This window comes from Mycobacterium sp. 852002-51152_SCH6134967 (genome assembly GCF_001667105.1).
In the GTDB taxonomy this organism is placed as follows: domain Bacteria; phylum Actinomycetota; class Actinomycetes; order Mycobacteriales; family Mycobacteriaceae; genus Mycobacterium; species Mycobacterium neumannii_A.
Genome location: NZ_LZIK01000044.1, coordinates 77,340 through 101,047, shown reverse-complemented (window position 1 = coordinate 101,047; position 23,708 = coordinate 77,340). Strand labels below are relative to the sequence as shown.

The window sequence follows — 23,708 nt, the reverse complement described above, 5'->3', positions numbered from 1 at the left end:
TTCGCGCCCCCCGAGTCAGGCGCGGATAGGTGCTGCGCAGAACTTGTACGGTTCCCATCGATAGCTCCCGATCAGCCCGTCGTCATCCGAATACCGATCGCGGTCACGACCACGTTGATCACGAACAACGCCATGAACGCATACACCACCGTCTCGTTGACCGCGTTACCGACCGCCTTGGCGCCACCACCGGTGATCGTCAACCCGCGAAAACACGCCACCAACCCGGCGATCAGACCAAACAACGCCGCCTTCACACACGAAATGATCACCTCAGGCACCCCGGTCAACAGCGTGATCCCGGCCGCGAACGCACCCGGGTTCACATCCTGGATGAACACCGAAAACGTGTAACCACCCAGGATCCCGATGATCACCACCAAACTGTTGAGCAGCAGTGCGACCAGTCCCGAGGCCAACATGCGCGGGGTCACCAAACGCTGGACCGGGTTGATGCCCAGCACCTCCATCGCATCGATCTCCTCGCGGATCGTGCGCGACCCCAGATCGGCACACATCGCCGTCGCACCGGCACCGGCCACAATCAACACCGTCACGATCGGACCCACCTGGGTCACCGCGCCAAACGCCGCACCGGCACCCGACAGGTCAGCCGCACCCAACTCCCGCAACAAGATGTTCAACGTGAACGACACCAGGACCGTGAACGGAATCGCCACCAACAACGTCGGCGCCAACGACACCCGAGCAATGAACCAACACTGCTCCAAGAACTCCCGCCACTGAAACGGCCGTCGGAACACGAACCGCACCGCATCAGCCGACATCGCGAACAACGCCCCGACCGCCTGCATCGGCCCGGCCAGGTTCCGCAACGGCGGTAGACCGGCAGACCACCGTTCCGGTCCACTACCCTGCGCCATTGCCGTCTCCTTCCAGGATGGTCACCGCCGCCACCGCCGTTGGCCCGCCAATGTTATGGGCAAGGCCGATCCGAGCACCGTCCACCTGGTTCACGGCTTCGCCGCGAAGCTGCGTGAAAAGCTCAACGCACTGCGCGACGCCTGTCGCGCCGGGCGGATGCCCCTTGGCCTTCAGCCCTCCGCTCGGGTTCACGGGCAACCCCCCGCCGATAGTCGTCACTTCCGCTTCGACGAGTTTGTGGCCCCCGAACCTCTCGGCGAATCCCAGATCTTCATAGCTGATCAATTCGATGCCCGTGAAGAAATCGTGAACTTCAGCCACATGAACATCGCTAGGAACAAGACTGGCCATCTCAAAAGCCTGTTTGGCGGCGCGCACCGTCGCGGGCATCGTCGTCATATCCGCCTTGTGTTGGTGCATCACCGAGTCGAGGCCGAGGCCGACTCCGCGAATCCATACCGGGCGGTTTGTGAATCGGTCGACCACGTCTTCGGAGGCGAGCACGAGGGCGGCCGCACCGTCGCTCTGTGGCGCGCAGTCGTAGAGCCGAAAGGGCGTGACGACGATCGGCGCCGCCATCGCCTGTTCGACGGTGATCTCGAATCGCAGTCGCGCCTTGGGATTGGTGACCCCGTGCCGGTGGTTCTTCACCGCCACCATCGCCAGGTGCTCCTCGGTGGCCGGCGACTCGTGCAGATACCGCCGGACGTGCAACGCGAATCCGGCGGGCGAGACCACACCGAGCGGGTAGTCCCACGCCATGTCACGGGCCATCGCCTCCCACTCCCACAACATGTCTCGCGATGTGGTGTCACGCAGCTTGTCGGCACCCATCACCAGCGCGACGTCGAAGGCCCCCGATGCGACGCCGAATAACGCGTTGCGGATCGCGTCGTTGCCTGTGGCGCAGGAGTTTTCGACGCGAGTCACGGGAAGATCGGGCAGACCGAGCGTGTCGGCGAGGATTCCGGCCGGGAAACCGTCGGCGGTGCCCATCGCACCGAACCACGCCGCCTGCAGGTCCGACTTCCGCAGGCCCTTGTCGACACTGGCCGCGCACTCGGCGAAGGCCATCGGCAGAAGATCCTTGAGTCCGAGCGCGAAATGTTCACCGAAGGCGGTCATTCCGGCGCCGACGATCGCAACCCGTTTCATGCCGCCACTGCTTCCGGCTCGAACATGTACCCGTAGTCCGGCACTCCGGAGCGAACGGCGACGCGGCGCAACGCGAGTCGGCCGCGGGTGCCGATGTCCACGGACCCCGGTTCGGCACCGGTGACCTTCACCAAAGCGCGCACGCCGACGCCGTCGAGTTCGACGATCACCAGCGAGTAGGGCGAGCGCAGACCGGGCACCGGGATGTGCACGGTGGTCTCGGTGTAGACGGTTCCCGTGCGCGGCAACGGAATCAGCTCGTACCCGGTCGAGAGCGTGGCGTTGTCGGCCAGCCGGTACCGGGGCGGGAAGTCGAGGTCCTCCGAACCCGGGTGACGGCCGGCCTCCCAGCGCACCTTGGCCTCGAACGCCCGCTCGTAAGCGGCGAGGGAGATGGGGATCTGGGCGTCGCCGACGATCGTGCCCTCGGGTTGGGGACGCGCGGCCGGCTCGCGTCGGGTCAGCTCTGCGACGCCGCCGGTGACCGTGATCCCGGACAGGCTGGCCTGTTCAACGGCGACCAGCGGGCCCGTCGAATTCCGTTCGGCCATACCGGCCAACGCGAACAAGCCGGCGCTCGCACCGGTGGTCGGCAGCGGAGGCGGATCGCCGATCGTCAGTTCGGCTGCCCACGAATGGTCGACACCCGCGACAGCGGCCGGCGTGTCCAGCCACGCCGCCTCCAGAGAGGCGATGAGCCCACGCTCGTGCAGGAGCCGAGGGTCGCCGTAGTCGTGCACATCACCAGTTGCCTTGCGGGTTCGCACCGGAAGGCTGCGCGCCACGCGGGCCGCGGTGCGCACCTGCAGCCCCCGCTCGGCGGTGATAATCGCCGCCGCTCCGGCTGGCTCGAGGTCGGTGCCGATGATCAATGTCCGCGGCCGCGCCGAACTGACGGCGTCAAGCGTCGCGGGCGCACCGCCGAGGCGCTCGTCGACCTCGAGTTCCGGGTCCAGCCCGAGCCCGGCCAGCAGCACCGCCGCATTGCTGCTGTCGAGCAGGGGCAGATCGCGGCTGACCAACACCACCCGCTCGACGGCCCCGCTGGCGAGCAGCGCGGCCCGTCCCGCTTCGACGGCGAGGGTTATCGCGTCCTCGTCGTCACCGGGCTCACGGTGTAGCGGCGCACCCCAGCACGGCAGGTATGTGCCGATCGAGGCGACGTAGGGCATGGGCTGTCTTTCGGGTTCTAAGTGACGGCGCCGGCCGTCTTCAGTTCGATGATGCGGTCCCAATCCAAGCCGAGTTCCAGCAATATTTCGTCGGTTTGCTCGGCGAACCCTGGGGCGGGCCCGCTCTGGGGTGCGCTGACATCGAACTGGACCGGGTTGGCAACCAGTTCGAGCTCGCCGGCCTGCACCAGATACTCGTTGGCGCGGATCTGCGAATCCTCGACGGCCTGCAGCGTGTCCTGCACCGGCGCCCACGGCCCGAGCAGCGTCGCAAAGCGCTCGCTCCACTCCGCGAGCGGACGCTTCGACATCGTCTCCTTCAGGATCTCCGCCGCCGCCTCGGTGTTCTCGGCGATGGATTCCACGGTGGCGAAGCGCGGGTCGTCGGCGAGTTCGTCAAGACCCATGTGCTTGCAGACGTCGGCCCAGAACTTCGTGGGCTGCATCATCACGAACGAGATGTAGCGGTCGTCAGCCGTCGGGTACAGCCCGACGAGCGGGTTGATCGGCGACCCGTGCACACCCGGAGGAAAGGCTTCCATGCGCTGGCCGAGGTGTTTGGTCAGCGCAACCGTGTGCCCGAGCGACCAAAGGCCACTTCCGAGAAGGGACACGTCGACCACCGACGGCTCCCCGGTGCGTTCGCGTTTGAGCAGAGCCGCCGCGATGCCGCCGGCAAGGTTCGTGCCCGAGATCGTGTCCCCGTACGCGGGTCCCGGCGGGCCGACCATGCCCGGCGTCCCGGGCGGGGTGATGGTGGCCGCGGTGCCCGCACGGCACCAGAATGCCGTCATGTCGTAGCCGCCCTTGACGGACTCCTCGCCGCGCGGACCGAGTGCGCTGCCCCTGGCGTAGATGATGTTCGGGTTCACCGCGCGGATGTCGTCGACGTCGATGCCGAACCGCTGCCGGTGTCCCGGCAGGAAGCTGGTCAGGAAGACGTCAGCCCGTCGGGCCAGCTCCAGCAGTACCTCTTTGCCTTCGGGCACCGACATGTCGAGGCCGATGCTGCGCTTGCCCCGGTTGGCGTGCTCGATGTTCGGATTGGGGTCGCCCTCCACGCGAAGGAGCCCGGTCTGCCGCAGCCCGCGCTGCGGATCGCCGGTCACCGCGTGTTCGACCTTGACCACGTCGGCGCCCCACTCCCGCAGCACCGCGCCCGCGGAAGGGACGAACCCGTACATCGCGACTTCCAGGACGCGGATGCCGTCCAACGGTTGACTCATCGCTGTCTTTTCTTCGCGCAAGCGCTCATCAACCACCAGTCACCACCGTTGCGAACGTCTTCGATTCCAGGAACTCTTCGAGGCCGGCCCTGCCCATCTCGCGGCCGATGCCGGACTGCTTGTATCCCCCGAAGGGGCTGTCGGGGCTGAAGTAATTGCCACCGTTGATGGAGAACGTTCCCGTGCGGATGCGCCGTGCGACCGCGAGCGCGCGCTCCTCACTGCCGAAGACGGCTCCAGACAAGCCGTAGATGGAATTGTTGGCGATGCGGACCGCGTCATCGTCGTCGTCGTAGGCGATGACGACGAGCACAGGCCCGAACACCTCCTCCTGGGCGATCTCGCTGTCGGGGTCGACGTCGGTCAGCAGCGTCGGCGTATAGAAGTAGCCTGGGTCGACCTTCTCGCCGCCCGTCACCAGCTTCGCCCCGGCCTCTACAGCGCGCTTGACCATCCCGTCGACCTTGTCGCGCTGCTTCTCGCTGATCAGCGGCCCCATGTAGGTGCCCTGTTCGGCGGGGTTGCCGTAGCGCACCAGCCCGAAGTTGGCCTTGACCAACTCGACGATCTCGTCGTGATGCGTGCGCGGCACCAGCAGCCGCGACGTCAGCGCGCAGCCCTGACCAGCGTGGGTGACCATGCTGAACGCGCTGAACAACGCGGCCATGTTGAAGTCGGCGTCGTCGAGCACGATCGCGGCCGACTTGCCGCCTAGCTCCAGGAAGACCTTCTTCAAAGTCTCGCTCGCGGCGGCCATGATCCGGCGCCCGGTCGGAGTCGACCCGGTGAACGTCACCATGTCGACGTCCGGACTGGTGGTCAGCGCGGCGCCCACCTCGGGATCGGCGCCGCTGAGAACGTTCACTACCCCGGCGGGGATGTCGGTGTGGTTGGCGATCAGCTCGCCGAGTGCGAGCGTGACCAACGGAGTGTCCGGCGCGGATTTCAGAACCACCGTGCAGCCGGCGGCCAGCGCCGGCGCCAGCTTCGCCAGCGCGAGCTGATTGGGGTAGTTGTAGGCGATGATCGCGGCCACCACGCCGGCGGCTTCCTTCTCCACCCACCGGTGGTGCTGCATACCGCGGCTTTCGATGTTTCCGAGGTCCTCGGTCATCGGATAGGACTTGAGCAGCTCGGCGTAGTACCGCACGATCTCGATCGGCTGGTTCAGCTGCGCACCCTGACAGAGCGCTTCGGTCGCGCCGACCTCGGCGATGGTCAGGGCGGCGAGCTCCTCACGGTGCTCGACGAGCGCACGGTGGAACTGCTCGAGGCACCGGATGCGCAGATCCACATCGGTCGACCACTCGGTCTTGTCGAAGGCGCGGCGCGCGGCGGCCACGGCCGCTTCGGCATCGGCCACGGTGGCATCCGGTGCGTGCCCGAGCACTTCACCGGTCGCGGGGTTGATGGAAGGAAACGTCCGGGAGGTCTCGAGCAGCTGCCCGCCGATCAATAACCGGCGGTCGACGCCGACGGTTCCGGCGGCAGGTCCGGAGCTCGAGACGAGGGTCGCTTCCTGCATCGTCCTCCTCAGTCGTGGGTTTTGGTGGTGTGATGGAAACTTCATTCTCATCACCGGCGAATCATACATTCGTACGAGGAGAACTCAAGAATATGATAGGAATCGCCACTGCCTGCGAAGAGCGATGCGACAATCTTCCGTCGAACGTCTCACCTGTGCGAATCGGTAAGCCCTCGTGTCTTGCGGAGTCGCAAGAGGCGAGAGTACGGTTCTCATAATCGAAAGGACGATTCTTGATGGCGTCGCGCACACACGTGTGGGGGTACCGCCCGCCCGTAGGGCAGGGGGAGAGCATGATGAGCAAGGCACGGGCGGAGGCATGAAGAACGCCGTCGTGACCGGAGGCGGTTCGGGGATCGGGTTGGCCGTCGCGCAGCGTCTGCGCGCCGACGGCATGCACGTCGCCACCATCGACATCAACCCGTCGGACGCCGACTTCGCCTACACCGCAGACGTCACCGACCGCGCCCAGGTCGATGAAGCGTTCAACGCCGTACGCGCCCAACTTGGCCCGATCACAGTCCTCGTCAACGCCGCGGGGCTGGAGAAGTTCAAGCGGTTCACGGATCTGAAGTTCGAAGACTGGCAGCGCGTCATCGACGTGAACCTCAACGGCGTCTTCCACTGCGTCCAGACGGTCCTTCCCGACATGATCGAAGCCGGGTGGGGGCGCATCGTGAACATCTCGTCGTCCAGCACCCACTCCGGTCAGCCCTATATGGCGCCGTATGTGGCGGCCAAGTCCGCGGTCAACGGGCTCACCAAGTCGCTGGCGCTGGAGTACGGCCCCAGCGGGGTCACCGTCAACGCAGTGCCGCCCGGCTTCATCGATACCCCGATGCTCCGCAAGTCCGAAGAGCGCGGCTATCTGGTGGTGCAGCAGAACATCGACTCGACACCGGTGCGCCGCATCGGCAAGCCCGAGGACATCGCGGCCGCCTGCGCATTCCTGGTCTCCGACGAGGCCGGATATATCACCGGACAGATCTTGGGCGTCAACGGCGGCCGAAACACGTAGCGGCGACAAGTAATAAGGAAGGGATTCTCAGTGGGACGCGTACAGGGAAAGGTCGCATTCGTCACGGGTGCGGCTCGTGGGCAGGGACGCAGCCATGCGGTACGGCTGGCTGAGGAGGGCGCCGACATCATCGCGGTCGACCTCTGCGAGAACATCGACACCATCGGTTATCCGATGGCCACACCGGAGGATCTCGAGGAGACCGCGGCGTTCATCGAGAAGACCGGCCAGCGTGTGTTCACGGCCAAGGCCGACGTGCGCGAGGCCGCACAGCTGAAGGCCGCGCTCGAGGAGGGCATCGCCCAACTCGGCGGGCTCGACATCGTCGTCGCGCAGGCCGGTGTCGCGGGCATGAAAGGTCAACCGCCCCTGCAGGCGTGGATCGATGTCATCAACACCAACCTCATCGGGACCATCAACGCCATCCAGGTGTCGCTGCTGCACCTCAAGGAGGGCGCGTCGATCATCGCGACCGGCTCCACCGCGGCGCTGATGGACACCCATCAGAAGAACGATCCGGGCAACGACCCCGGCGGCATGGCCTACGTGCATTCCAAGCGGGCGCTCTCGGCCTACGTCCACGATCTGGCCACCGAGCTCGCGGCGCGGGGCATCCGCGCCAACGTCGTGCATCCCACCAACTGCAACACCAACATGCTGCAGAGCGAGCCGATGTACCGGTCGTTCCGCCCGGATCTCGAGAAGCCGGAACTCAAGGACGCCGAGCCCGTCTTCTACGTGCAGCAGGCCATGAAGGTGCCGTGGGTCGAGCCGGAAGACATCAGCAACGCGGTGCTCTGGCTGGCCTCCGACGAAGCCCGCTTCGTCACCGGTGCGCAACTGCGGGTCGACGCCGGCGGCTACCTGAAGTGGTACGACTACCACAACTGAGCGAAAGGAGTCGCGACAGTGAAGGTTTCGGTTGACGGAACACGCTGCCAGGGGCACACCCTGTGCGCGATGATCGCACCCGACTCGTTCGAGCTCGACGACGTCGACGGCCATGCGTCGGCGGTGAACGAAGTTGTTCCCCCCGACCAGGAGGACCTGGTGCGAGAGGCCGCCCACTCATGCCCGGAACAAGCCATCGTCATCGAATGACGTGGGCCGCCTACGTCGCCCACACGCAATAGGAGACACGCCGTGACTGTCCACAGCGATGAGCCGCTGGCGCGAAGAGCCAACGGAGAAGACGACGGGGACCGCAAGAAGAACCGGTACCACTTCGACCGGCACACCCCCGAATACCGGTTGCAGTTCGAGAAGATCACCGAGGAGATGCAGTCCCGGTGCCCGATGGCGTGGACCGACACCTACAACGGGCACTGGGTCGCCGCGGACAGCAAGCACGTGTTCGAACTGGCCCGGTGCCCCGCGGTGTCCAACCATCACGACATCACCGGTGAGACCCCGTTCCAGGGCATCACGATCCCGAAAGCCAGTCGTGCCACCGTGGTTCGCGGCGGCATCCTGGAGATGGACGAGCCCGAACACAGCGCCTACCGCGGTGCGCTGAATCCGTATCTGTCGCCGGCGGCGATCAAACGCTGGGAGCCGTTCGTCGACGAGATCACCCGCGCCGCACTCGATGAGCACATCGAGTCCGGCCGTATCGATTTCGTCGAGCACCTCGCCAACGTCGTGCCCGCGGTGTTCACGCTGGCGATGATGGGCATCGACCTCAAGAAGTGGAACGTCTACAGCGAGCCGACACACGCCTCGGTGTACACGCCCGAACACGCTCCCGAGCGGGAGAAGATCAACGAACAGCACCGCGAGATGGGGATCGACCTCATCAACAACATGATGGAGATCCGGGAGAACCCGCGGCCCGGCCTGGTGAACGCGTTGCTGCAGTTGCGCATCGACGGTGAACCGGCCCCGGACATGGAGATTCTGGGCAACCTGGGGTTGATCATCGGCGGCGGTTTCGACACCACCACCGCCCTGACCGCGCACGCCCTGGAGTGGCTCGGCGAGCACCCCGATGAGCGGGAGCGCCTCAGCCGCGAGCGCGACACGCTGTTGCACCCGGCGACCGAGGAGTTTCTGCGCTTCTTCACCCCCGCGCCCGGTGACGGCCGGACCTTCTCCGACGACGTCGAGGTCGAGGGCCAGCAGTTCAAGAAGTACGAGCGGCTGTGGTTGTCGTGGGCGATGGCCAACCGTGATCCCGCCGTCTTCGAGAAGCCGAACGAGGTGATGCTCGATCGGAAGGGCAACCGGCACTTCAGTTTCGGCATCGGTGTACACCGCTGCGTGGGATCCAACGTGGCGCGCACCGTCTTCAAGTCGATGCTGACCGCCGTGTTGGACCGGATGCCCGACTACGTGTGCGATCCGGAGGGCACGGTTCATTACGACACGATCGGGGTGATCCAGGGCATGCGGAATCTGCCCGCCACCTTCACTAAAAGCAAGCCGCTGGGCCCGGGCCTTGACGAGACGTTGGAGAAGCTTCAGCGCATCTGCGACGAACAGGAGCTCGCCCGGCCGATCACCGAACGTAAGGAAGCCGCCGTCATCACCTAACTGCGCTCGCGATGGGCGCGAAGGTGCTTTGATGGGCAGCGGGCGGGGACATGGGAGGAAACCGGTGACCCGATTCAGGATCTTAGTCGCAGCGGCTGCGCTCATGGCCTCGGTGAGCATCGTCGCTCCACAGCAGGCCCATGCCATGATGCCGCTGGGCAACTACGATCTGCAGACCAACCGTTACACGCAAGCGTCGTGGTACTGGTTCGTCAGCAACTGCTGGCCGGACAAGCAGCCGGACTGCGTCAAAGTCAGCGCAGCTCCGCGGTTGAAGTTCTACGCCTACTACGGTGGAGAGGCGCAGCTTGTCAACGGCCGGTACACCATGACCGTCGACGTCCCAGACGGCTTGATCTGTCCAGGTCAACGGCTCCCCACTCGCGAGACGTACTCATGGGATGAGATATCTCTGGTCGGCACCATCGAGTCCCATTACAACGTCGGCTGTTTCAACGGTCCACCGGGTATGCAGTTCTGGACGTTCAAGCTGCAGAGGCTCTAGGCACCGCTTCTACCAACCGTAGCGCTGACGAATCCCGTTGAAGCGGACCCACATCTGTGCAACGCGCTCGGCCGGTGTCACCGTCGCGGTGTCGGCCGGCAGCGCGTCGCCGAGGTCGACGCGCTTGACCACTCGGGTGCGCACCGGAACGGGGCGGCCGTCGAGCATGTGCCGGTAGGTGAGGTTTCCTCGCTCGAAACCCTGTGTGTCCAGCCAGTTGTGGTAGCCGGGGTCGTCGTGTGACAACACCAGACGCACCTTGCCGTCCGCATCGACCGTCGTGCGGCTCGGCGTGTAGCTGACCGGGCGGTAGAGGTAATCCATGCTGGTGAAGAACGGCCCCATGTTGGTGAGCATCCACAATCCGTCGTGGGCGTCGAATTCGACGATCAGCGAGTCCTCGGGCGCCAGGCGCCAGTGCATGTTCACCGCCGCGCGACCGCGTCGGGAGTCATCGCCGGTCGCGGTCATGTCGGGGAACCGGTTGGGGTGCTCGGCGTCGACACCGCCATGTGTGAACGGAAATTCGGGCCAGTCCGACATCATCTGAGTGAGGAAGTCACCCGCCCACCCGAGGGCGCTGACCATATCCGCGGGCGTCGGCACCGGCCTGGGCTCGGCCATGTCGACGCGTTCGATGCGCATCCGGGCCGGCCGCTCGTCCCAGCGGTCGAATCCCTGGCGGATGAACAGCTTGCGCGACCCGGGTGTGGTCGGTAGCCAGTTGGGCTCTCGCCGGGATCCGCCAACGTAGATCTCGAAGGTACCGTCGGGGTCGGTCTTCAACTGTGCACCAGTCAGGCTCGTTTCGGGGATGTCGCCGAACGGTTCGTGCAGGACACCGGCGCCTGCGGTGCGCGGGCCCTGAACCGTGATGTTGAAGAACGGCGCGGTGCCGCGCTCCCCGGTGATCCGATACGTCGACGTGCCGTCGATCCACGCCTGTTGATACAGGAAGTCCGCACAGTCCCCGCCGAGCTTTCTGGTCGGGTGGCAGAAGGTGTGGATCTCGGGATACCGGGTGTTTCGGGTCTCCAACGCCAGGTCGAACGCCTGCCCGAGGTTCTGCGTGAGGAAGCGGAAGCCGTCCGCGCGGTGGAGTCCCGAGGTGCCGTTGTGGTCCTTGAAGACCCGGTCCCCCGCCTCCTTCAGCCGATCGCAGAAGGTGTCCCACGCGGACTTCAGCGCGACGTCATCCGGGCCGTCTCCGAACGCCATTCGGTTCCCCTAGCCGTCGAGTTCTTCCAGCATCGTCGACACCACGTCACACGCGCGGTGTGCCGCCTCGAAGGGGCCTTCCGCCTCGATGCGCGGCCCGATCAGTTCCAGGTCGAAGCCGTGCGCATAGCCCGAGTCCAGCACCGTCGTGAGAAACGGAGCGATGGGGATAACGCCGTCGCCGGGTACGGCTCGCGCGGGCAGTGCCCGGTCGCCGAGGACGTAGTCGCTCAACTGGATCATCTCGGTGCGGGGCAGGGCCCGCTGCACCAGTGCGGTCAGGTCCGCCTCCGCCCAGCAGTGGAACAGGTCGATGCAGATGCCGAGTCCGGTCGCTTCGGCGAGGGCGATCGTGTCGCGCAGGGTGTGGGCGATGTGGATGTCGGCGTACAGGCTTGACGCATTCTCGATCGCCAGGGCCACGCCCGCCTGTTCGGCCACCCGCACGCACGGTGTCACCGCCTGGCCGAATCGGTCCGCGGCGTGTTCTGAGGTGAGGTCGCCGCGCCCGCCGGTCAGCATGTAGATCACCCGCGCACCGACGGTATGAGCCGCGTCGATCACCCGCAGCAGCGACTCCGGGGTGGAGAACAGGTGGTACACGGTTTCCACCGAATATCCCTCGCCGGCAATCACCGTCGGCAGTTCGGGTTCGGACAGCTGCGAGTCGATCAGGCTGAGCCGCCGCACCCCGAGCGCACGCCAGTGCGACGTCAGATCGCTCAGCGGCGCTCCGTAGAACGTCACGCTGTGTACCGACAGCCGCTCGTCGGTCACGTCAGCCCCGGTTCTCGATCGCAACGCCGAAACGTTCACGGAAGGGCCGGAATTCGTCGTGTAGCCGGTCGAGGTTCTCGCCGATATCGGTGAGCAGCGTGGTGGAGTAGCGGAACTTGCCGTGCCGGTCTCCCGGATTGTCGACCAGGTAGGAGCGCATGGCGGTCTCCGCCTCGGCGCTCAACCGCCGACCGCGGAACTCGTAGTAGCGGCGCACGGTGCCGATCTGGTCGGCGATGAAGTCGGTGTAGCGCACATGCAGGATCCGCGGATCGTCGACCATCGGGTTGGTCATGGTGTTGGCGATGCTCTCGCGGGTCAGCGCCAGGTGCATCTTCGCAGCGGCGTGCACATCTACGGGTCCGATGATGCCGTCGAGAATGTCGGCCATCATCATCGTGCGCGACGCCGCGACCTGAACCGGGTCACGGTGCAGCCACATCAGCGTCGCGTCGGGGTAGGCGTCGAAAAGCTCCCGCAACCGGAACCCGTGAAAGCCCTTGAGGACCCAGTGTTTACGCGGCCGACGGTACTGGAACTGCTGCAACATCGCCTTGTGGATGCGGTACTGCGCGGCGGGGTCGACGGGTAGGCCTCCGACGACGGTCTGCATCGGCACGCGCCACCACGCCGTCGGGGTCAATACCCGGAAATCGAAGGCCCAGGTCCGTTCGTCCTCCGGCAGTCCATCGCCCAACATGTCGTTGTAGGGGTGGCTGTGCAGCCATTTCGGCAGTTTCGTATTGATCTCGCGCCAGTCGGCGTCGGCGCGCAGGCGACGCGGGTCGTCGTCGTCGATGCTGCCCGGCGGCGGTGACGGGTACATCACCTCCCAGAACCGCAGGGCGCGAGAGTCCGGGTCCACCGACATCAGCGCGTGCATCAGCGTGGTGCCCGACCGCGGCTCACCGGTGACGAACATCGGCCGTTCGATGACTTCATCGCCCACTGGGTGACGTCGGCGGTCCTCGAAGAACTCCAGGCGGGAGGTGAGCAGCCAGTGGCACACCTCGGCGGCGCGCCGAATGCCGTCGACGTCCATGCCGAGCGTGTTCAGGTGGTCGACCACCAATGAGAACCGTTGCGGCAGAGTGGGGTCGCCGTAGTCACGCAAGCCGGTCTCGGCTTCGGCGCGGGCGAGCATGTCCTGGGCCACCAGCCGCGAGGTCACGAGACGTCTCCGCACAGTGTCATCAGCTCGTCCTCGACGTCGCGCACGTTCTGCGCCGATTGGGCGGTGTACCGCAGTCCGGCCATGGCGCCGTAATCCATGATCTTGGGAACGCGCAAGCCGGCGTCGACGTAGTCCTTGACGATGCGGGCGACGTGGTGCGGGGTGCCGTGCGGAACCATCGCCAGGATCATCTCCGGTTCGACCCGATCGAGGAACTCGACGATCCGTTCGCGGGTGAGCACCGCGGGATCGATGTCCTGGTACCCGCGCCAGTTCTCCCCCATCGGATGCTTGAAACCCGCCTTGCTCAGCACCTCCGCGGACACCTGCAGCAGAAACGACTTCACCAGCGGCGCTTCGAGGATCTCGGCGAGCGCGGCGTCGTCGCGCCCCACCAGGCACACCTGGATGAAGCACGGCGTGATCGCCGAGGGGTCGCGCCCGGCCTTGTCTGCCGAACGGCGGACGGCGGAGAGCTTTTCGGCATAGTCCTCGGGCGACCACGCGCCGGTCGGCCACCACCCGTCGGCGTAGCGGCCCACGATGTCGAGTGTGCGTGGACCGCTGCCGCCGATCCAGATCGGCGGGAGGCGTCCCTCGTAGGGTTCGGTGTCGAGGCGGGCGTGGCGCAACCGGTAGAACCGGCCGTCGAAGTCGACGGGTCCGTCGCTGTCCCACAGCAGCCGGATCACTTTGAGCGCCTCTTCGAAGCGGCTGACCGGCGCCGTGAAGTCGAAGCCGTAGGGCACGGTGTTCTCGGTCTCTCCGCTGCCCAGGCCGAGGATGAACCGTCCGGCGGCGAGGTGGTCGATCGTCAGCGCGCTCTGGGCCAGCAGCGACGGGTGGCGACGCACGGTGTCGACGACGCTGGTCACCAGCGGCACGTTCGTGGTCAGGACTGCGGCGGCCGCGGCGACCGCCATACCGTCCAGGTGGCGGTGCGGTGACGGTGAAACCGTTGCCAGATCGGTGAACTCGGGGGTCCAGATCGAGTCGGGCCAGAAGCTGACCATGTGGTCGGGCATCCAGATGGAGTGATAGCGGCCGCTGTCGAGCTCGCTGAGCACCGACAGGTCCAGCGGCAGCGTGGTGCGCAGGTACGCGGCGGGCCGAACCCTCACTGTCCGGTGCCCCCTTCCTGCGCCGAACGTGGGTTACCGTCACACCGAACCGCCAATTCGCGTGACACAATCCCACGCTCGCGCGTCACGGCCGGCCCGTCTCACCCAGGAAGGACTGCGTGTGGGCGATGCGACCGGTCAAGGTCTTCGGATCACCGGTGCACAAGCGAAACGCCGTCTCGGTGATCAGCGAGATGTCCTCGGTGTCGGTCTTGGCCAGGTCGAGGGCACCCGCACCCTCGGTGGCGACCGGGTTGGTGGGAGCGGCGGCGTTGACGGCGATGCCGTCGTCGTACAGTTCGGCCGCAAGGCTTTTCGTCAGCCGGTTCAGCGCGGCCTTGACCGTGCCGTACACGCCGAAGCCGGCGGTACGGTCGAAGTCCGAGAAGGGTGGCCCGTCGGGCAGGTCGCCGCCCACAGAGGTCACGTTGAGCACCCATCCGCGGCCGCGTTCGCGCATCGCGGGGATGGCCATCTGCGTGAGGTGCAGCGGTGCCATGACGTGCATCTCCATCATCAGCCGAACGCGGCGCTCGGGGAATTCGTCGAGCGGCCGCAAGAACGTGACGGCGGCGTTGTTGACCAGGATGTCGGGCGCACCGGCCTTGTCGACCACCTCGGCGAACAACCGGGTGCGCTCCCCGCTGTCGGACAGGTCCGCCGCCACCGCGATCGCCGATCCGCCTGCGGCTTCGATCTCCTCGAGCGTCTGACGTAGTGAACCTTGGTATTTGGGGTCCGGCTCGAGCGTGCGCGCGGTCAGCGCGACCGTCGCACCCTCGCGCGCCAACCGCTGCGCGATGGCCTTACCGAGGCCGCGGCTGCTGCCGGTCACCAAGGCGACCTTGCCCTCACACGACATTGTGTGAACCTCCTGGAATCAGCCCCGCGGAATCCCCGCGAGTTTGTCGGCGAACTTGGCCTCGGCGGCTTCGCGCAGCCGCAACAGGTGTTCGGACGGGAAAACGTCGGGCGCGGGTTCGACGTCCTTGAGCAGCAGCCGCGCCAGCGTGACCTTGTGCACCTCGGTGGGACCGTCGGCCAGTCCCAGCACGAACGACTCGGTCAGGTATTGCACGAACGGCATCTCATGGGAAGTGCCCAGCGAGCCGTGCAGCTGCAGCGCCCGCGCCGAAACGTCGTGCAGCACTTTCTGCATCATCGCTTTGACCGCGGAGATGTCCGCGCGCACCGCCTTGTAGTCGTTGTACTGGTCGATCTTCCATGCCGTCTGCAGGGTCATCAGCCGGAACGCCTCGATCTCCATCCACGAGTCAGCGATCATCTCCTGGACCATCTGCTTGTCGGCCAACGCCGAACCCTGGGTGTAGCGCGACACCGCCCGCTCGGTCAGCATGTCGAAGATCCGCCGCACCAGACCGACGGTGCGCATGGCGTGGTGGATCCGCCCGCCGCCGAGCCGGGTCTGGGCCACCACGAACGCCCCGCCGCGGGGTCCGAGCATGTGATCCTCGGGGACGCGGACGTTCTCGTAGCGGACATATCCCTCGCGTCCACCGCCGCCGAGCGGTTGGTAGCCCAGGCCCACGTCGCGCAGCACGTTGATGCCGGGCGTGTCATCGGGTACGACGAACATCGAATAGCGCTGGTACGGCGGCGCATCCGGGTCGGTCATCGCCATCACGATGATGAACGACGCCATCGACGCGAACGACGAGTACCACTTCTCGCCATTGATCACCCAGTGGTCGCCGTCGCGGGTGGCGGTGGTGGTGAACACCTTCGGATCGGCACCGCCGTGGGGTTCGGTCATCGAGAAACACGACACGATCCGGTTGTCCAGCAGCGGTTCGAGATAGCGCTGTTTGAGCTCAGGCGTGCCGTAGTGGGCGAGGATCTCGCTGTTGCCCGAATCCGGTGCCTGCGAGCCGAAGACGATGGGCGCACACTCGGACCGGCCGAGGATCTCGTTGAGCAGCGCCAGCTTGACCTGGCCGAAGCCGGGCCCGCCGAGATGTGCGCCCAGGTGGGTGGCCCACAGCCCGCGCTCCTTGACGATCTCCTGCAACGGCGGAATCAGCGCCTGGCGCACCGGATCGTTGAGATCGTGCGATTCCTTGACGATCAGATCGATGGGCTCGCATTCGTTGCGGACGAAGTCCTGCACCCACGCCAGCTGTTCGGCCCACTCTGGGTCGGTCGAGAAATCCCAGGCCACTGTCCGTCCTTTCGTCCGCTTCTCAGCTATCCGACCATTTCCGCCGTCGTTGCGCGGCCTCCTCGGTGGCATGGCTGAGCACCTGGTTGCGGTTTTCCAGCTCCATCGCGGCGTCGAGACCGGAGGCGTCGGTGTTGGTCTGCAGTGCCCGCTTCGTCAACTGCACACCCAGCGGCGACAGGTCGGCGATGGTCGCCGCTATCTCCAACGCGCGCTCGGTCAACCGCTCCGGCGTGACGACCTCGCTGACCAGCCCGCGACGGTCGGCCTCCTCAGCGCTGACCGTGCGGCCGGTCAACATCCAGTCCGCAGCGACGCTGGTGCCGACGATCCTGGGCAAGTGGTAGCTCATGCCCATCTCGGCGCCCGAGAGCCCGAGCAGGATCGCGGCGTTGCCGAAAGTCGCCGCGGTCGAACAGATCCGGATGTCGGATGCCAGGCACAGCGCGAGCCCGGCGCCGACGCACGGTCCGTTCACCGCGGCGACGACCGGTTGCGGCAGCGCCCGGATCGCCTGCGGCAACGAGGCCATCGCCTCCTGGAAGCGCATCCGCTCGATCGCCGGAGCCGACGCCTTCACCGTCTCGGGCCCGAAGTTGCGCACATCGATGCCGGCGCAGAACCCGCGCCCGGCGCCGGTCAGCACCACGGCGTTGACGGATGTGTCGGCGGCGATCTCGGCGAAGGTGAGCGACAGCTCGTCGCGCATGACCTCGTTGATCGCGTTGAGCTGCTTGGGCCGGTTCAGTTGCAGGACAACGACGCCCGGGCGCTCCCGGTCGACGACCAACGTCTCGGTCATGTCAGACCCGCTCGATGATGGTGGCGGTGCCCATACCGCCGCCGGTGCACATCGTGACCAGTCCGGTGTTGAGGTCGCGGCGTTCGAGTTCGTCGAGCACGGTGCCGATCAGCATGGCGCCCGTCGCCCCGATCGGGTGGCCGAGCGCGATCGCCCCGCCGTTGACGTTGACCCGTTCGGGATCCAACTCGAGGTCGCGGATGGTCTTCAGCGGCACCGCCGCGAACGCCTCGTTGATCTCCCACAGGTCGATGTCGGCGACCCGCATGCCGGCCTTGTCCAGACACCGCTGCGCGGCCGGGCCGGGCGCAGTGAGCATGATGACCGGCTCGCTGCCGATCGCCGCGGTGCAGCGGATCCTGGCCCGCGCAGCAACGCCGTTGACCTCCAACCATCGTCGGGACGCGACCGCCGCCACCGCCGCGCCGTCGACCACACCGGAGCTATTGCCCGCATGGTGGACATGGTCGACGGCGGTCACCTCCGGATACCGGTCGAGGCAGATTTCATCGAATGTGGCGGTCTCGCCTTCGACACGCGCCGCGCCCATCCGCGCGAACGCCGGCGGCAACTTGGCGAGCTTCTCCAGTGTCGTACCGGGCCGGGGATGTTCGTCGCGGTCGAGAACGACCTCACCGGCGGCGTCGGTCACCGCGACGACCGAGCGGTCGAAGCGGCCCGCTGCGATCGCTTCTGCGGCGCGCCGCTGGCTTTCGACGGCGTACCCGTCGACATCGTCGCGGCTGAACTTCGCCAGAGAGGCGATCAGATCCGCCGAAATGCCCTGCGGCACCGTCGGGTGGCGTTCACGGAACGCCGGGTTGTCACCGTCGATCGTCGGCACTCCGACGCTGACGGCCCAGCGCGACATCGACTCGACACCACCGGCGATCACCAGGTCCTGCACACCGCTCGCGACACCGGTCGCCGCGACCGTGATGGCCTGTTGCCCCGACCCGCAGAACCGGTTGAGCGTCATGCCGGGGACGGTGTCGGGCCAGCCGGCGAGTAGCACCGAAAGGCGAGCGATGTCGTCGCCGTGCTCACCGGCCAGGATCCCGTTGCCCGCGATCACATCGTCGACGTCGGCTGGGTCGAAACCCGTTCTGGCACAGAGCGCCTGCAGGCACTGCGCGAACAGGTCCTGCGGGTGGATCCCGTGTAGCGCGCCATCCGCTCGGCCACGGCCCCTCGGGGTGCGTACCGCGTCGACGATCCAGGCGTCCATGTCAGCGCCGCGGCAGCCCGAGCACCTGAGTGGCGATGATGTTGCGCTGAATCTCCGACGTGCCACCGGCGATGGTGCCGCCGAAACTGCGCGCATAGCGCTCGAACCAGCTCGCAAAGTAGTGGTCGAGGTTCATGTGCTCGTAGGGTCCCGAGGTCGACGGGTGGATCAGTCCGTCGGCGCCTGCGGCGGCCAACGCGTTCTCCATGGCCTGACGTTCGGCTTCCGAACCGAACAGTTTGAGCACCGACACCGAGGCGGTGTCCATCTCGCCGCGCGCGGCCCGCGCCAGCGCCGCCGAGCCCATGGCCCGCAAGGCCTGATAATCCATGAGCGTCGTGGCGTACTGGTCGCGTTCGAGTTCGGTACGAGGCCGGAAGTCGGCGATCATGTTGTCGATGCGGTCGGCGAAGCCGAGCCACATCATCGTGCGCTCATGGCCGAGCGAGCCGTTCGCGACACCCCAGCCGCCGTTGAGCGGGCCGACGAGGTTTTCGGCGGGTACGCGCGCGTCAGTGAAGAACACCTCGTTGAAGTCGAGGTTGTCCTCACCGGTCATGTCGGCGAACGGACGACACACCACGCCGGGTGTGTCGGTGGGGATGATCAACGCGCTGATGCCCTTGTGCTTGGGCGCGTCGGGATCGGTGCGCACGAACGTCAACAGGAAGTCGGCGTCGTGGGCGCCCGACGTCCAGACCTTCTGGCCGTTGACGACGAAGTGGTCGCCGTCGGCAACCGCACGGGTCCGCAGCGACGCCAGATCGGACCCGGCGCTCGGTTCACTCATGCCCAGTGACGCGGTCATCTCGGCCTTCAGCACCGGCACGGCCCAGCGGTGCTTCTGCTCCTCGGTGCCGAACGTGATCAGCGAAGCGGCAACGATGTTGACGCCCTGGGGGTTGAAGCTGTGGTAGATCCGCCGCCGACACAGCTCGTCGAGGTGGACGAACTGCTGCACCACGGTGGCATTGCGGCCGCCGAACTCGGGCGGTTGCGCCGGAAGAAGCCAGCCGTTGTCGAACAGCAGACGCTGCCAGTCGCGGGCCCATTGCGGCATGTGCGACACCGACTTCGGCCGCTCCAGGGTCTGCGACTCGGGCGGCAGATGCTCGTCGAGGAACGCGGCGAACTCGGCGCGGAACTGTTCGACCTCGGAATCGAAAGTCAGCTGCATCAGAAGGTCCTGTACTCCGCGGCGATCACCGCGCGATGCTCGGCGGCGCCACCGAGCAGCAGCTCACCGGCTTTCGCCCGCTTCAGCGCGAATTGCAGGTCGTTCTCCCACGTGAATCCCATCGCGCCGAACAGTTGCAGGCCGTGCCGGAACACCAACGCCTGCGCCTCCCCCGCCGACGCCTTGGCCATGGCGGCGGCCAGGCGTCGGCGCGGATCGTCCTCGGCGATGGTCAGCGCGGCGAAATAGGCCAGGGCCCTGGCCCGTTCGATGGCGACGTGCATGTCGACGGCTTTGTGCTGCACCGCTTGGAAGGAACCGATTGCGACCCCGAACTGCTGGCGCTGTTTGACGTGCTCGAGCACCAGGTCCAGGATGCGCTGGCAGGCGCCGACCGTGGAGATCGCCATACCGGTCAGCGCGACGTGACGGGCCCGCTCGGCGTCCGCGGGCACCCGCACCGTGTCCGGCACGCGTACGTCGACGAACGACACCTCCGCGACGTGCAGCACCGGGTCGAAGATGGGACTGCGCCTCGACGTGACCTGATCGGCGTCGACGACGAAGACACCGGCGTCGGTGACGACGGCGAAGCGCTCGGCGCGGTCACCGTCGAGCACGTGGTGAGCGGTGCCGTCGAGTACCCACCCGTCGGCGACCCGGTAGGCGGACACACCGTCGTACACCGCCGTGCCGGCCTGTTGCGCATCGAAACGGTCGCCGGCCAACGGCGCGAACTGGGTCAGCGTCGCCAGAAACGGCGTGGGGTCGGTGGCCCGGCCCAACTCCTCGAGCACGATCGCGAGTTCGACCGCGTTCTCCGGGTCGGCCAACTCGGTCCAACCGGCGTCGACGTAGGTCTTCCACAGCGGCGTCGGGTCGACCCCGTTCTCGGCGATACCGCGGATCAGCGAGGCCGGGCACTGCTTGGTCACCGCGTCGCGCACGGTCTCCTGCCAGAGCCGCTGATCGGCGTCGAACTCCAGTAACACCAAGCCTCCCGGGGCCTCGAAGATGGGCAACGCGTCGCAGCGAGAATAACATTCTCCAATCGCGGCGTAACCGTTCTCACGATGTGACTACCACGTTTCGCATAACGTGTGTCATGCAGTTGACCAGCAGACACCCTGACCTGCGCAAAAGTAAGCGTTTTGTAGAGAACTAGATTCTTGCGATTGAAGAACAACGCTTTACACTGGGAGGTGTTCGGCGCTCGCGCAGCGCTCTTCTGCGCCTGCCGACGGCCGGATGACATCGGAGGACAGCCTTGGTGATGCATATTCAGGACGGGACCGCGTCTGGTTTCACGACCCCAGTCATCGATGCCAGCGTGCACATCTTCAGCAAGTCGAACAAGGACTTCCGCAGCTTCCTTCGCGAGCCCTTCAAGAGCCGCGGATTCCCCGACTACGAGATGGACTGGTACGGCGCTCCCGGCGGCGAATACGCCCCCGGCACCGAGGGCGACCGCCGCTACCCCGGTTCGGACCCCGAGTTCGTCGGCGGGCAGCTGTTCGACGAGCGCGGCGTCGACGTCGCGATACTGCATCCGATGACCCGCGGCATCATGCCGGACCGGCATCTGGGCACCGCGATCGCGGCGGGGCACAACGAGATGCTGGTCAGCCGCTGGCTCGAGGACAACCCGTACGCCGAGAAGTTCCGCGGCACCATCCGGGTCAACCCCGACGACATCTCCGGTTCGCTGCGAGAGATCGCCAAATACGCCGACCATCCCCGGGTCGTGCAGATCGGTGTGCCCCTGCAGTCCCGCGAGTTGTACGGCAAGCCGCAGTTCTGGCCGCTGTGGGAGGCCGCCAACGAGGCCAACCTGCCGGTCGCCGTGCACATCGAAGTGGGGGCGGGTGTCCAGTTCGCGCCGACGCCGTCCGGCGTGCCCAGGACGTATGAGAACTACGTCAGCTTCATGGCGCTGAACTACCTGTACCACCTGATGAATCTCATCGTCGAAGGGGTATTCGAAAGAATGCCGACGCTGAAATTCGTCTGGGCCGACGGGGCGGCGGACCTGTTGACGCCGTTCATCTGGCGGATGGACTGTTTCGGGCGCCCACATCTGGAGCAGACCCCGTGGGCGCCGCGGATGCCCAGCGACTACCTGCCTGGCCACACCTACTTCGTGCAGGGCGCGATGGACGGGCCCGGCGATGTGGACTACGCCGGTGAGTGGTTGAGCTTCACCGGCAAGGACGACATGGTGATGTACGGGTCGAGCTATCCGCACTGGCAGCTCAACGAGCTGACGGTGCCCGCCGCGTACTCCGACGAGCAGCGCGACAAACTGTGCTGGCGCAACGCCGCCGAGCTCTACGGCATAGACGTCGGCGCCGCAGTGGGCGCACAGTGATAGGGCGTGAGACGCAGTTGAAAGGCAGGGAGCCACGATGACGGTGACAGTGACAGAGCGCAAGCCCGCAGCGGAGCGCGTCGCGGTGCGCTGCGTCGACTCCGACGTTCACCCGACGCCGAGGGCGGGTGAGCTGACGCCGTACATCCCGGAGCCGTGGCGCAGCAAGTACTTCCTGACGCGGCGGATCGGCGACCAGATCTACTACGACGCACCCGACTACGCCCACGCGTACGCGATGCGGGTCGACACCTTCCCCTCGGACGGCAACTTCGCGGGCAGCGACCCCGAACTGGCGTTCAAGCAGCTGATCATGGAGGCGGGCGCCGACATCGCAATCCTGGAGCCCGCCGCCTACCCCGCGCGCTTCCCCGAGGTCAACCACGCGATGAGCGTCGCGCTCAACGACTGGCAGGCCAATCACTGGCTCGACAGCAAGAACAACTGGCACGAGCGGTGGCGCGGATCGATCTGTGTGGCGATCGAGGCGCCCGAGGATTCGGCCCGCGAGATCGAGCGCTGGGCCGGCCACCCCTACATGGGCCAGATCCTGATCAAGGCCGAACCCCGCCCGGCGTGGGGTGATCCCAAGTACAACCCGATCTGGGAGGCCGCGACCCGCAACGACATCACGGTGAGCTGTCACCTGTCGCGCAGCCATCACGAGGAGCTGCCGATCCCGCCGGTCGGATTCCCCAGCTACAACCACGATTTCATGGTCACCTACTCGCTGCTGGCCGCGAACCAGGTGATGAGCATGGTCTTCGACGGGCTCTTCGACCGGTTCCCGACGCTGCGAATCGTGTTGGTGGAACACGCTTTCACCTGGATTCTGCCGCTGATGTGGCGGATGGACGCCATCTACGAGGCCCGTAAGTCGTGGTTGGACATCAAGCGCAAACCGTCCGAATACGTCAAGGACCACATCAAGTTCACCACCCAGCCGCTGGACTACCCCGAGGACAAGACCGAGCTGTCGCGCGCGTTCGAGTGGATGGAGTGCGAGAAGATCCTGCTCTACTCGTCGGACTACCCGCACTGGACGTTCGACGACCCACGCTGGCTGGTCAAGCACCTGCCCGAGCACGCCCGGGAAGCCGTGATGTTCAAGAACGGCATCGCGACGTATCACCTTCCCGACACGGTTCCGGCCCTCGAGGGCCAGGTGCGGGTGTTCTGAATTGAGCGAACAGGAGAAGACGCCCCGGCTGGCCCAGGGGCGTGAGCACGTCGTCGCCACGGTCGACGAGATCCCGCCGGGCAAGCACAAACTGGTGCCGATCGGACGCCACGGCGTCGGTGTGTACAACGTCAACGGCACGTTCTACGCGATCGCCAACTACTGCCCGCACGAGGGTGGTCCGCTGTGTTCGGGGCGGGCCCGCGGCCGCACCGTCGTCGACGACAGCGTGCCCGGCGATGCGGTGATGGTCCGCGATATGGAGTACATCTACTGCCCGTGGCACCAGTGGGGTTTCGAACTGGCGACCGGCACCACGGCGGTCAAGCCGGAGTGGAGCATCCGGACCTACCCCGTACGGGTGGTCGGCAACGAGGTGTTGGTCCAGGCATGATCACAGGTTCCCTTGTTGGCGTGAGCGTGCGTGTTTGCACACGACACGCCGCGAAAAATCAGCAGTTTGCGC

23 protein-coding genes are annotated in these 23,708 nt (G+C 66.2%); 8 read left to right on the top strand and 15 right to left on the bottom strand.

Annotated elements, in window-relative coordinates; all coding sequences use genetic code 11:
• Positions 1-71 precede the first annotated feature (71 nt).
• Genes A5790_RS14705 through A5790_RS14685 form a run of 5 tightly spaced genes read right to left on the bottom strand, consistent with a single transcriptional unit; the run spans position 72 to position 5,963 of the window.
• Positions 72-884, bottom strand: coding sequence for an ABC transporter permease (locus A5790_RS14705; protein WP_059101923.1), 813 nt, complete (start codon positions 882-884; stop codon positions 72-74).
• Positions 871-2,040, bottom strand: a complete 1,170-nt coding sequence (locus A5790_RS14700; protein WP_066845432.1) for a thiolase — start codon at positions 2,038-2,040, stop codon at positions 871-873. Before A5790_RS14700 ends, A5790_RS14705 begins: the two co-directional genes overlap by 14 nt.
• Positions 2,037-3,212 carry an OB-fold domain-containing protein gene (locus tag A5790_RS14695; RefSeq protein WP_066845429.1) on the bottom strand — a complete coding sequence of 392 codons (1,176 nt, stop codon included), beginning with the start codon at positions 3,210-3,212 and terminating at the stop codon, positions 2,037-2,039. Before A5790_RS14695 ends, A5790_RS14700 begins: the two co-directional genes overlap by 4 nt.
• 17 nt (positions 3,213-3,229) lie before the next feature.
• Complete coding sequence (locus A5790_RS14690) at positions 3,230-4,438, bottom strand: CaiB/BaiF CoA-transferase family protein (protein WP_066845471.1); 1,209 nt, start codon at positions 4,436-4,438, stop codon at positions 3,230-3,232.
• A gap of 28 nt (positions 4,439-4,466) precedes the next feature.
• Positions 4,467-5,963 carry an aldehyde dehydrogenase family protein gene (locus A5790_RS14685; protein ID WP_066845426.1) on the bottom strand — a complete coding sequence of 499 codons (1,497 nt, stop codon included), beginning with the start codon at positions 5,961-5,963 and terminating at the stop codon, positions 4,467-4,469.
• 319 nt (positions 5,964-6,282) lie between these two features.
• Between A5790_RS14685 and A5790_RS14680 the strand changes: the two genes are divergently transcribed.
• From A5790_RS14680 to A5790_RS14660, 5 genes are all read left to right on the top strand, one after another.
• Positions 6,283-6,981, top strand: coding sequence for an SDR family NAD(P)-dependent oxidoreductase (locus A5790_RS14680; RefSeq protein WP_066845424.1), 699 nt, complete (start codon positions 6,283-6,285; stop codon positions 6,979-6,981).
• Positions 6,982-7,011: 30 nt separating this feature from the next.
• The gene (locus A5790_RS14675; RefSeq protein WP_064397029.1) at positions 7,012-7,872 is read left to right on the top strand and encodes a mycofactocin-coupled SDR family oxidoreductase; all 861 of its coding nucleotides are present in this window, start codon (positions 7,012-7,014) and stop codon (positions 7,870-7,872) included.
• Positions 7,873-7,890: 18 nt separating this feature from the next.
• Entirely contained in the window at positions 7,891-8,082 is a 192-nt protein-coding gene (locus A5790_RS14670) for a ferredoxin (protein WP_064397030.1), read from the top strand.
• Positions 8,083-8,124: 42 nt separating this feature from the next.
• Positions 8,125-9,513, top strand: coding sequence for a cytochrome P450 (locus tag A5790_RS14665; protein WP_231987790.1), 1,389 nt, complete (start codon positions 8,125-8,127; stop codon positions 9,511-9,513).
• A 103-nt stretch (positions 9,514-9,616) separates the two neighbouring features.
• Entirely contained in the window at positions 9,617-10,018 is a 402-nt protein-coding gene (locus A5790_RS14660; protein WP_231987789.1) for a hypothetical protein, read from the top strand.
• A gap of 9 nt (positions 10,019-10,027) precedes the next feature.
• Here A5790_RS14660 and A5790_RS14655 read toward each other — a convergent pair whose 3' ends face one another.
• The 10 genes from A5790_RS14655 to A5790_RS14610 form a co-directional block, all read right to left on the bottom strand.
• Positions 10,028-11,236, bottom strand: a complete 1,209-nt coding sequence (locus A5790_RS14655; RefSeq protein WP_066845419.1) for a DUF1214 domain-containing protein — start codon at positions 11,234-11,236, stop codon at positions 10,028-10,030.
• A gap of 9 nt (positions 11,237-11,245) precedes the next feature.
• Entirely contained in the window at positions 11,246-12,013 is a 768-nt protein-coding gene (locus tag A5790_RS14650) for a sugar phosphate isomerase/epimerase (protein WP_156656401.1), read from the bottom strand.
• 1 nt (position 12,014) lies between these two features.
• Positions 12,015-13,157 carry a sulfotransferase gene (locus tag A5790_RS14645; protein WP_369829788.1) on the bottom strand — a complete coding sequence of 381 codons (1,143 nt, stop codon included), beginning with the start codon at positions 13,155-13,157 and terminating at the stop codon, positions 12,015-12,017.
• A 23-nt stretch (positions 13,158-13,180) separates the two neighbouring features.
• Entirely contained in the window at positions 13,181-14,308 is a 1,128-nt protein-coding gene (locus A5790_RS14640) for an LLM class flavin-dependent oxidoreductase (protein WP_066845414.1), read from the bottom strand.
• 85 nt (positions 14,309-14,393) lie between these two features.
• On the bottom strand, positions 14,394-15,170 hold the full coding sequence (locus tag A5790_RS14635; RefSeq protein WP_066845411.1) for an SDR family NAD(P)-dependent oxidoreductase: 777 nt from the start codon (positions 15,168-15,170) through the stop codon (positions 14,394-14,396).
• An 18-nt stretch (positions 15,171-15,188) separates the two neighbouring features.
• Positions 15,189-16,487 carry an acyl-CoA dehydrogenase family protein gene (locus tag A5790_RS14630; RefSeq protein ID WP_066845408.1) on the bottom strand — a complete coding sequence of 433 codons (1,299 nt, stop codon included), beginning with the start codon at positions 16,485-16,487 and terminating at the stop codon, positions 15,189-15,191.
• A gap of 22 nt (positions 16,488-16,509) precedes the next feature.
• Complete coding sequence (locus tag A5790_RS14625) at positions 16,510-17,289, bottom strand: enoyl-CoA hydratase/isomerase family protein (RefSeq protein WP_066845404.1); 780 nt, start codon at positions 17,287-17,289, stop codon at positions 16,510-16,512.
• A 1-nt stretch (position 17,290) separates the two neighbouring features.
• A complete protein-coding gene (locus A5790_RS14620; RefSeq protein WP_082961725.1) occupies positions 17,291-18,517 on the bottom strand; it encodes an acetyl-CoA C-acetyltransferase in 1,227 nt (408 codons plus the stop codon).
• Position 18,518: 1 nt separating this feature from the next.
• Positions 18,519-19,694, bottom strand: coding sequence for an acyl-CoA dehydrogenase family protein (locus A5790_RS14615; RefSeq protein WP_066845401.1), 1,176 nt, complete (start codon positions 19,692-19,694; stop codon positions 18,519-18,521).
• Positions 19,694-20,686 (bottom strand): acyl-CoA dehydrogenase family protein, encoded by a 993-nt coding sequence (locus tag A5790_RS14610; protein WP_066845460.1) that lies wholly within the window; start codon positions 20,684-20,686, stop codon positions 19,694-19,696. The genes A5790_RS14615 and A5790_RS14610 overlap by 1 nt, the downstream gene beginning before the upstream one ends.
• Positions 20,687-20,967: 281 nt before the next feature.
• On the opposite strand from A5790_RS14610, the gene A5790_RS14605 reads away from it, so the two are divergent.
• Genes A5790_RS14605 through A5790_RS14595 form a run of 3 tightly spaced genes read left to right on the top strand, consistent with a single transcriptional unit; the run spans position 20,968 to position 23,636 of the window.
• Positions 20,968-22,062, top strand: coding sequence for an amidohydrolase family protein (locus A5790_RS14605; protein ID WP_066845398.1), 1,095 nt, complete (start codon positions 20,968-20,970; stop codon positions 22,060-22,062).
• Between the two features lie 37 nt (positions 22,063-22,099).
• Positions 22,100-23,242: an amidohydrolase family protein gene (locus A5790_RS14600; protein ID WP_064426250.1), complete on the top strand. Its 1,143-nt coding sequence runs from the start codon at positions 22,100-22,102 to the stop codon at positions 23,240-23,242.
• A gap of 1 nt (position 23,243) precedes the next feature.
• The gene (locus tag A5790_RS14595) at positions 23,244-23,636 is read left to right on the top strand and encodes a Rieske 2Fe-2S domain-containing protein (RefSeq protein ID WP_066845395.1); all 393 of its coding nucleotides are present in this window, start codon (positions 23,244-23,246) and stop codon (positions 23,634-23,636) included.
• The last annotated feature ends 72 nt before the right edge of the window (positions 23,637-23,708 follow it).